7 protein-coding genes are annotated in these 9193 nt (G+C 63.8%); all 7 read right to left on the reverse strand.

The genetic code is table 11. The features are described from left to right. Positions 1–117: 117 nt before the first annotated feature. The 7 genes from B3397_RS15430 to B3397_RS15460 all read right to left on the reverse strand — a co-directional run bounded on the left by B3397_RS15430 (position 118) and on the right by B3397_RS15460 (position 9018). On the reverse strand, positions 118–864 hold the full coding sequence (locus B3397_RS15430; RefSeq protein WP_296251653.1) for a phosphate/phosphite/phosphonate ABC transporter substrate-binding protein: 747 nt from the start codon (positions 862–864) through the stop codon (positions 118–120). 41 nt (positions 865–905) lie between these two features. Then, positions 906–1841 (reverse strand): fatty acid desaturase, encoded by a 936-nt coding sequence (locus B3397_RS15435; RefSeq protein ID WP_296251640.1) that lies wholly within the window; start codon positions 1839–1841, stop codon positions 906–908. A gap of 125 nt (positions 1842–1966) precedes the next feature. Then, on the reverse strand, positions 1967–2641 hold the full coding sequence (locus B3397_RS15440) for an NADPH-dependent F420 reductase (RefSeq protein WP_296251642.1): 675 nt from the start codon (positions 2639–2641) through the stop codon (positions 1967–1969). An 84-nt stretch (positions 2642–2725) separates the two neighbouring features. Then, positions 2726–4477, reverse strand: coding sequence for an aconitase family protein (locus B3397_RS15445; protein ID WP_296251644.1), 1752 nt, complete (start codon positions 4475–4477; stop codon positions 2726–2728). Positions 4478–4542: 65 nt separating this feature from the next. Further along, entirely contained in the window at positions 4543–6540 is a 1998-nt protein-coding gene (locus B3397_RS15450; protein ID WP_296251646.1) for a peptidase U32 family protein, read from the reverse strand. Between the two features lie 177 nt (positions 6541–6717). After that, positions 6718–8040: an LLM class flavin-dependent oxidoreductase gene (locus tag B3397_RS15455; protein ID WP_296251648.1), complete on the reverse strand. Its 1323-nt coding sequence runs from the start codon at positions 8038–8040 to the stop codon at positions 6718–6720. Positions 8041–8058: 18 nt separating this feature from the next. Continuing rightward, the gene (locus tag B3397_RS15460) at positions 8059–9018 is read right to left on the reverse strand and encodes an ABC transporter substrate-binding protein (RefSeq protein WP_296251651.1); all 960 of its coding nucleotides are present in this window, start codon (positions 9016–9018) and stop codon (positions 8059–8061) included. Positions 9019–9193 lie beyond the last annotated feature (175 nt).

Below are 9193 nucleotides of genomic sequence, written 5' to 3' on the forward strand. Positions count from 1 at the left end.
GGGGACCATCCACCACCGATCCCCAACCCTGCCATCACCCCCAAACCCGCCTCACCCCCGCAAGTTGCAAGATGGAGCTAGCATTGTATGTGTAAGTTTTATGATTTCCATGCCCGCCTAGATCACCACTCCCAGCGCCTCATCCCGATACCTTAGCAACACCCCGTAATCTCCCAGCTCTGCCTCCCGCACGGCCACGATTCCCAGCGTCAACGCGACTTCAGGCAGCGCTTGCAGCGCCCCATTCATGGCTGCGCGCAACACTTGTGGATCGGGCCCCTTAAGGGCCGTGATGTAGGGCAGGGTCGGGCTGCTTGCCGTACGCCCCAGCACCCGCACACCTGCCACCTCGTCCGGAGCGTATCGGGCCAGATAAGCGAAGGTCACACTGTCGATAGCGGCCAGATCCGCCTCGCCGCGCGCCACCTGGGCGATGCTCTCGCGGTGGCTGCCCGTGGCTTGTGCGCTGGCGAAGAAGCGGCCTTGGCGAACATGAGGAATCAGTGCATGGCGCAACAGATTCATCCCGCTATTGGAGTCGAGGCTGTTGTAGGCGCCGCGGCAATTGAAATACTCGGCCAGCAACTCCCGCGGGTCGTCGGCGCGCACCACCAGCACGCTGCAGTGCTTCCCATTCTGCGCATCGGGCAGGTCGAAGCAGGGCTGGCCGACCACACGTACCTGCTCCTTGAGTTGCGTAATCAATGGAAAGCCGCAGGTCTGCGCCAACAGCAAATGCGGATGCAGCCAGAGCGCCTCCAGCGACCCCTTCCAGGGAGTGTGCTCATCGATGCCCAACAGCTCAAGGGTGCACCGCAGCCATTGCTCATACGCAGCACCTACGGCGGCGGGTGCTGGGTACATGGGCAGTTCGGCAATCACTTCGGCGGTCACGGCTGGCTGCCTCAACTTCGGGGGTGCAGGGGGCTGTCCACGGGGCGGACGGCGTAGCGGCGAAACAGTTCGCTGTAGCCATTGACCAGGAAATGCCCACTGCGTTGCAACCAGTCTGCTCGCCGCTCGCGGTACACGCGCGGCAAATAGTACCAAGGCAATCCTGGCAGATCGTGATGCACCAGATGCAGGTTCAAGTTGAGAAACAACCACCGCCACGGCCAGCCCGCCTCATTGAGCACCGAACGCTGCTCTGGCGCATCGGCAGGGCGATGTTCGTAATAGGAACGCACCATGGACAACGCCAGCGCCAGCACGCTGGCCGACAGGTAATCGACGATCTGTACGCCCTGGCTGGTGATGAACCAAAGCAGCACCAATACGCACGCCAGGTGGGTGGTCCACATCAGCCACGCTTGCCGTTCGCCACGGCGCAGGCGTCCACACTCCTGAGTGATCAAACCCGCCAGGGCCAGCGCAGGTCCCACGCAGACACGGCCTATCAAGGTCTTGTTCAACCAATGCAACGCCTGGCCCAGGCCTGCGCTGCGCGACCAGCTCTGGGCATCGAGGTAGCGGCTTTCCGGGTCGTGATGCGGCATGGTCAGGGCATCATCGCGATGATGCGCCAGGTGGCTGTCGCGATACAGGGTGTAGGGGTACCAGATCGCCAGTGGTGCATAGCCCAGCAGCTTGTTCAGGCCGCGCCAGCGGGTCGGATGGCCGTGCAACATTTCATGTTGCAGCGACATCCACAGGGTAATCACCGGCACCAGCAGCAGGACCGTCAACAGTCGCCCGGCGAAAGGGCTGAAGTGAACCACGCTCCACCAGGCGCCATAGGTCCCCAGCAGAAGCAGCCAGGTGGGCCATTCGGTGCGCGCGGTCCAGGTGTCCTGCAGTTGCAGGATCTGATGACGATGACGGGAATCCAGATAATTGGGCATAAAAGGCGACACAACGGCTGATCGTTATGACGCCGACAGTAGCACTGTCTCTTATGTCTGGATAATCACAAAACGCTTAATGATAAGCGCTGGATGGAATAAGCCTTAAGGGTTGCAGCGCGCGACTAATGCCCGGATTTTTCTCGAATCTGCGCCTCGGTCAGCACCCCACTCAGCGGCCCGCCCGGCAGCCCGTCATTGGCCTTGGACAGCGGCAGCAACACCGGAACGAAGCCGGCATCGCGCACCAGCCTGGCGCCCATTTCACGAGCCTGGGCGTCGTCGGCGAACGTCGGGATAGCCTTGCCCTTGCCCGACTGGCCCTTCATCGAGGCGTAACCGATGGCGTTGAACGCGCGCACCAGGTGCGCGCCGGGCAGGTACTGCTGATCGGCCAGGGCCACACCTTGTGCCAGTGCCTTGCGCCCGGTGTCCCCGTCACGACCGCTGAACGGGTTGCTGGCGCTGAGCACCACCTTGCCTTGGAATGCGCCCTTGAGCTGTTCGGCCACCACCGGCATGGCGCCATAGGGCACGCTCAGCACAATCACGTCGGCCCAGGTCGCTGCCTCGCTGACGGAACCCACCCGCGCATTGGCGCCGGCCGCTTTCACCAGATCGGTCAGCTCCTCGGGATGACGCGAGGAGAACATCACCGGGTGCCCTGCCTGTGCCCATAGCGTGCCCAACGTGCCGCCAACGTTGCCGGCGCCGATCACGGCGATCTTCAACCCGTCAGCCATGGCCTGGCTGGAAAGCAAGGCCAAACTGGCGAAGGTCAGGTAAAGAAATCGGGGCATGGGCAGGGCTCCTGAGGGGCAGCGTCGGATTGTCGATTATCGTAGTAGAGCCCCAGCCCCATGGAAAGTTGCCGCTGGCTCGGGTCAGTTGCGCGGCAGCCAGGGCGGACTTTGCATCGGGGTTTGGCCGGTGCAGGCCGCGGCCACGCAATCCGCCAGGCTGCCAAAGTGCACGCTACGCCCAACCAGCCCCGGTGCATAGTGGGCGTACTTGCCGGAGTTGGTCATGAGCACGCGGGCGGCGGGGGGAATGACTGGTTCACCCAGCATGCACCAGCAGGTGTCGGTGATCAGCGTCGCGCCGAACCGCTCCAGCACCGCGACATGGCCTTGCTGCCGAGCCTGCTCCAGAATCGTCCGGCCACAGGTGATCGCCAGAACCACGTCAGGATGCTTGCGGCGTCCGGCGCACATAGCTGCCAGGCGAGCGAACTCGCTCAAGGAAAAATGCGGATTACCCAGTGTCACCACATCGACCTGAGCTTCCCGTGCGCTGTTGAGCTCGTGCCAGCTGTGCAGCAAGTCAGCGGGTTGCACGTCGCGCATCGGCAGACCGATGCGGGTGTGGGCCGATGCTTCGAGATCCCTGGCGTGCGGGGTGACACCGGCCAGGTGAAACATGGGCGCCGCGCTGGTGGTGGCGAACGCTGCACTGAAAGCCTTCAGGTCATCCAAACTGGGACATTGTTGCTCCAACCCGAAGATCAGCGGAATACGGCTGCCGCACAGCGCACCGATGTGGTAGCCCAGCAAGGGATAGAAGCTGTCGTCGGCAGCGGCCGGTCGGGTGACGGTGAAGCCCAGCCGCGGCTGGCGTTGGTCGTCCACATGACAGCCAGCCAGCGGCGCGCGACCCGTCAGGGCGATGCAGATATCCAGGTAGTCGGCATACTTCTGGGTGCGCGCGCCCAGCACGCTGTTGGCATAGGCCACCGCATTGGACTCGGCCCACACCACGTGCTCACCCAGGCTCGGCGCGGTATCGAGCAGGTAGGGCGCACAGGTGAAGCTCATCTGCGCGCCCATGGCCATATAGGCATCACCCAGGGCGCTGGCTGGGTCACCCAAGGCCGGATCGACACCCAGCTCGCGCCAGCGTCGCTGGTCCACCGAAATGGCGTTGAGGGTAGTGGGGACGCGCACCCGCGCGCCCCACTGCACCCACTGCTCGGCGAACTGCAGGCTGGCCGGCCCGGTATAGATGCAGCCGTCGATATGCGCCTGGCTGACGTCCACCAGCTCGCGTGCGCCCTGCAACTCCGCCATGCGCGTGACGATCTGCATGGCCACCTGCGCGCCCTTGCCATGTTGGCCCTCGAGCAGGCTGTGGTCGAACGGGCTTAGCTTCAGTGTGCTTTCGAACGCCAGGTCCGCAAGGGCAGGGGGCATCGGTTCAAGCCCTTCGGGCTCGTCGCGATACAACTCCAGGCGATCATCCACCACCCGCGCCCAGCCGTAGCTCGCCAGTTGCGCGAAGAGCTGGGGGCCAACGCACAGCACGGGCAGCGATCGCTCGAAAAAATAGCGCGCCACCAGCACGCCCAGCGTGAGGATTTCGTCGGGCTCGGCGAGGATCAATGCCGCCGGTGCGCGGCCTTGGCTGATCAGCTCCATCATCACGCTGCTGCCGGTGCACGACCCTCGGCCACTGGGAATGGCCAGTAGCTGCCCGGACAGTTGCCGACCGTGCAACGGGTGATGTTGGTCGATGACCTGGCCAGTGGCCGGATCGACGCCACCCCAGAAGCTCAGCCCGGTGTCGGCGAAAATCAAGGTGCCCTGAGCGGCCCCGCCGATCAGGCTGCGACCTTGATGATGAGCGCAAATGCTGGCCATGGAGTTCACCTGACAGAGGGGCAGGAGCAGCGACCAAACCTTTGAGGCCTGGCCGCCGGGACGGATCAGTGCGGCGCGCGGGGGATGGTCTTGAGCAAGTCTTCGGGGCTGATATGGCCGACGATGTTGGCGCCGCTGCCTGGCTGAGGCAGGTCGAGGATATGGCCCTTCATCTTGCCGATCACATGCATTTCGCATGGTTTGCAGTCGAACTTCAGGGTCAGCACTTCATCGCCATGCACCAGCTGCATCGGCGCGACCTTGGTGCGCACGCCCGTGACACCCTTGGCTTGTTTGGGGCACAGGTTGAAGGAGAAACGCAGGCAGTGCTTGGTGATCATCACCGGCACTTCTCCGGCTTCCTCGTGCGCCTCGTAGGCCGCGTCGATCAGCTTGACCCCGTGGCGGTGATAGAAGTCCCGGGCTTTCTGGTTATAGACGTTGGCCAGGAACGACAGGTGCGACTCGGGATAGACCGGGGCCGGCACGCTCTCGGCCTTGCGTGCACCGCGCGGATGGGCGGCGATGCGTGCAGCGGTCAGGGCCTCGATGGCCTCGCGGCGCAGGGCCTTGAGCTGGGAATTGGGGATGAACCAGGCCTGGGGCGCATCCAGCTCGATGGCGGTGGCGTGGTACTGGGTGGTCCCCAGTTGGCCGAGCAGGTCATGCAACTGCTCTAGGGCCTGCTCCGGTTTGTTGGCCGGGCCGAACGGGCCGTCCAGGGCAACCTCCACACGAATGCCTTCCTCGCTGGTAGCGCTCAACGCCAGACGCTGCTCACGCAGGTGCGCTACCCAGGCCAGGCCCACGCGGCGTTCGGCGGAGGTCTTGACCAGGGCTTGCTGCCAGTTGTGGTCCAAGTTGCGACTCAAGGGGTGGTGAGGGCGCAGCTGGTTGAGGTTGCCGGGCATCTCGTTGGGTTCGACGCGGTAGCGGTAGCGTCTCTCGCCGTCTTCCTCGAATTCGCCCTTGGGTTCGGCGATGTTGGCACGAAAGCCCACCACTTCACGCTTGATCAGCACATTGAGGCCGTCGCCGTTGGACAGCGGCTCGTGGGTGACCACTTGCAGGTCGCGCTTGCCGACCTTTTCCACGGTGCCCACCAGCAACCCGGTGAAGGTCGGAGAGTCGAAAGCGCCGATGTCGATCTTGCGGTCGGTGACGAAATAGTCAGTGCTGCCCCGGTGGAAGGTCTTGTCCGGGTCGGGCACGAAGAAGTGTTGAGTGCGACCGCTGGAGGCACGGGCCAGGTCGGTGCGGTCTTCGAGCACGTCGTCCAGCCGCTGGCGATAGTAGGCGGTGATGTTCTTCACATAGGCCATGTCCTTGTAGCGGCCTTCGATCTTGAACGAGCGCACGCCGGCGTCGACCAGTGCGCGGATGTTGGCGCTCTGGTTGTTGTCCTTCATCGACAGCAGGTGCTTTTCATAGGCCACCACGCGGCCCTGGTCGTCCTTGAGGGTGTAGGGCAGGCGGCAGGCCTGGGAGCAGTCGCCGCGGTTGGCGCTGCGCCCGGTATGGGCGTGGGAGATATTGCACTGCCCCGAGAACGCCACGCACAACGCGCCATGAATGAAGAACTCGACGGCGGCGTCGGTCTCGTCGGCGATGGCCCGGATTTCCTGCAGGTTCAGCTCGCGGGCCAGGACCAGCTGCGAGAACCCCGCCTGGTCGAGGAACTTGGCCCGGGCCAAGGTGCGGATGTCGGTCTGGGTGCTGGCGTGCAGCTCGATGGGCGGAATATCCAGCTCCATCACACCCAGGTCTTGCACGATCAGGGCATCGACGCCGGCATCGTAGAGCTGGTGGATCAGCGCGCGCGCCGGCTCCAACTCGTTGTCGTGCAAAATGGTGTTCAGGGTGGTGAACACCCGCGCGTGGTAGCGCCGGGCGAACTCGACCAGGCCGGCAATATCGCTCAGCTCGTTGCAGGCATTGTGCCGCGCGCCGAAGCTCGGGCCGCCGATGTACACGGCGTCGGCGCCATGCAGGATAGCCTCGCGGGCGATGGCAACATCGCGGGCAGGGCTGAGCAATTCCAGGTGGTGTTTGGGCAAGGACATGTTTTTTTAGTCTGGGTGATCACGGTCAGGCGGGCATTGTAGCGGTGAATGGGGGGAACGGCACGTTGCAGGTGCCAAGCGGGGCACCTTGGGGTGGGATTCGCGGTACGCCGTATGCTTTCGGCGCTCTCTCCCTCAGGGAGAGGGCCGGGGTGAGGGGACCCTCCTCAGAAACTCTCAACCGCGACGCACAACGGGAATATCCAACCCCAACGTCTCACGCAACGTCCCGCCCGGGTATTCGCGCCGATACACGCCGCGCGCCTGCAACAACGGCACCACCTCCTCGGTAAACCGCCGGAACTGCCCGGGGTGCCCGATGTAGATATTGAACCCATCCACCGCGTGCGCTTCGAACCAGGTGGCCATCTTCGCCGCGACCGTTTCCGCGGTGCCGACGAATGCCCCGGGGCGCAATTGACGGGAGGCCTGTACGGCCTGGCGCAAGGTCTGACCTTCACTCACTGCCTTGTCGGTGATGCGCTTGGCCACGGTGAAGAAGCTGCTGCGGGCCGCTTCCAGCGCCTGCACCGGGAAGGGTGCATCCAGGTCGTACTGGCTGAAGTCGTGCCAGCCGAACGAGCGGCCGAATTCCAGCAGGGCCTGCTCGAAGCTGTGGTCGGTCTGATGGTAATGGCGCTCGATTTCCCGCGCCTGTTCATCGGTATCGCCGACGAAAACTTCTGCGCCTGGCAACACCAGCACCTGCTCCGGGTCACGCCCCTGGCGCTCGGCGCGGGCCTTGATCTCGCGATAGAACTGCTGACCTTGCTCCAAGGTCGGCGCGTGGGTGAACACCACGTCGGCGATGGCGGCGCCCAGTTCGCGACCCTGCTCGGAGTCACCGGCCTGGAAAATCACCGGCTGGCCTTGAGGCGAGCGTTGGATGTTCAGCGGGCCCACCACCTGGAAGTGCTCACCCTTGTGGTTCAGCGCGTGCAGTTTGGCCGGATCGAAGTAGCGACCGCTGCTGCGATCGCGCGTGAACGCGTCGTCCTCCCAGGATTGCCACAAACCCTGCACCACTTTCACGTGCTCCTGAGCGCGGGAGTAGCGGGTGTCGTAATCGTAGTGTTCGTCGCGCCCGTAGTTGCCCGCGGTGCCGGCGTCGCCACTGGTCACCACGTTCCAGCCGGCGCGGCCCTTGCTGATCAGGTCCAGCGAGGCCAGACGCCGGGCCACATTGAAGGGCTCGTTGTAGGACGTGGTCAGGGTGCCGACCAGGCCGATATGGCGAGTGCTCACGGCCAGCGCCGAGAGCAGGGTCAGCGGCTCCAGGCGGTTCAGATAGTGCGGCGGTGAACCGGGGGTGATGAACTGGCTGTCGACAATGAAAATCAGGTCGAAGCAGGCCGCTTCAGCCTGGCGCGCGATGTCGATGTACCAATCGATGTTTACGCTGGCGTCACTGGGCAGTTCCGGGTCCAGCCACAGGTTGTGGCGGCCGGGGCCGCCGACGCCCATGGTCAGGGCGCCGAGTTTGAGTTGTCGTTGGCTCATGGTTTGGCTGTCCTGTCCTTATGGCGCGGCTTGGGCGGTGGTCTTCGGTTCGAAGGCACCCTTGAACGAATCATCGAAAAGCGACGCGGCAGGGTAGGACTTGATCAAGCCCAGGCCGCTGAAGAAATCGATGGTCTGCTGCGCGGCGGCGATCTTGGTTTGATCCACCGGCCCGACCTGGGTTTTCGCGCGGGAGAACCAGGCACGGGCAATTTCCCGGTCGGCCTTGGTGCGCTCGGCCCAGGCATCGGCGTAGGCGTCGTTATGGGCCGGATCGCTGAGGGTCCACTCCCGGGCTTTTTTCAGGCGTTGCAGAAAGTCGCTGATGGCGGCCCGTTTCTCGCTCAGGGAATCGTTGTTGGCGACCACGAAACTTTGCGCCGGGATCAGTCCCTTGGCGGTGGCAATGACCTTGGCACCCTGGCGTTCCTGCTGCGTGACATAGGGTTCCCAGGTGGCGATCACGTCCACCGAGCCGCCTTCCAGAGCGTGGGAGGCGTCAAGTGCGCTGAGGTAGCGAATGTCGACCGAGTCACGGGGCACACCGGCCTTGTCCAGGGCGGTGAACAGCAGTTGCTGGCTCCATGATCCCTTCCAGATGGCGACCCGTTTGCCTTTGATATCGGCCAGGGTGTTGATCGCCGAATCCTTGCGGGCCAGGATGGCCACGCCGTCGAGGCTCTGCTGGCTGACCGCGATCACCTTGATGGGCGCGCCCAAGGCACCCAGAAACAGGGGAGGGGCATCGCCCAGCAGGCCGACGTCCAGGCTGCCGACGTTGAGCGCTTCAGCTACGGGGGAGCCGGCGGTGAACTGCTTCCAGTCCAGGGTGTAGGGCAGATCGTTGAGCACGCCGGCGGCTTCCATCACCGCGCGGGTGTTGTAGCTCTGGTCACCTACGGTGAGGGTCTGGGCGCTGACGCCCGCAGATACGGCAATGGCCAGCGCGGCGGCGGCGAGTTTGAGAACGTTGCGCACAGGAAACTCCAGGAGCGTCAGGGGTAAGCAATTTGGTTATTTTAAAGTGTGATAACCAATCGAATGCTTATAAGCTAACGGAGTATTGTCTGTGCGTGAAATTCATTTTAGGAATTAGGTAATATGCGGAATGCGCAGTACGTGGGGTTGGTGAGGGTGGTGGGGCGGTCTGTAG

This window comes from Pseudomonas sp. UBA4194 (assembly GCF_002379585.1).
In the GTDB taxonomy this organism is placed as follows: Bacteria; Pseudomonadota; Gammaproteobacteria; order Pseudomonadales; family Pseudomonadaceae; genus Aquipseudomonas.

Coding starts and splice junctions, on each gene's coding strand:
- B3397_RS15430 (WP_296251653.1), bottom strand. CDS start 864: ATGTACCCAGCACCCGCCGCCGTAGGTGCTGCGTATGAGCAATGGCTG.
- B3397_RS15435 (WP_296251640.1), bottom strand. CDS start 1,841: ATGCCCAATTATCTGGATTCCCGTCATCGTCATCAGATCCTGCAACTG.
- B3397_RS15440 (WP_296251642.1), bottom strand. CDS start 2,641: ATGCCCCGATTTCTTTACCTGACCTTCGCCAGTTTGGCCTTGCTTTCC.
- B3397_RS15445 (WP_296251644.1), bottom strand. CDS start 4,477: ATGGCCAGCATTTGCGCTCATCATCAAGGTCGCAGCCTGATCGGCGGG.
- B3397_RS15450 (WP_296251646.1), bottom strand. CDS start 6,540: ATGTCCTTGCCCAAACACCACCTGGAATTGCTCAGCCCTGCCCGCGAT.
- B3397_RS15455 (WP_296251648.1), bottom strand. CDS start 8,040: ATGAGCCAACGACAACTCAAACTCGGCGCCCTGACCATGGGCGTCGGC.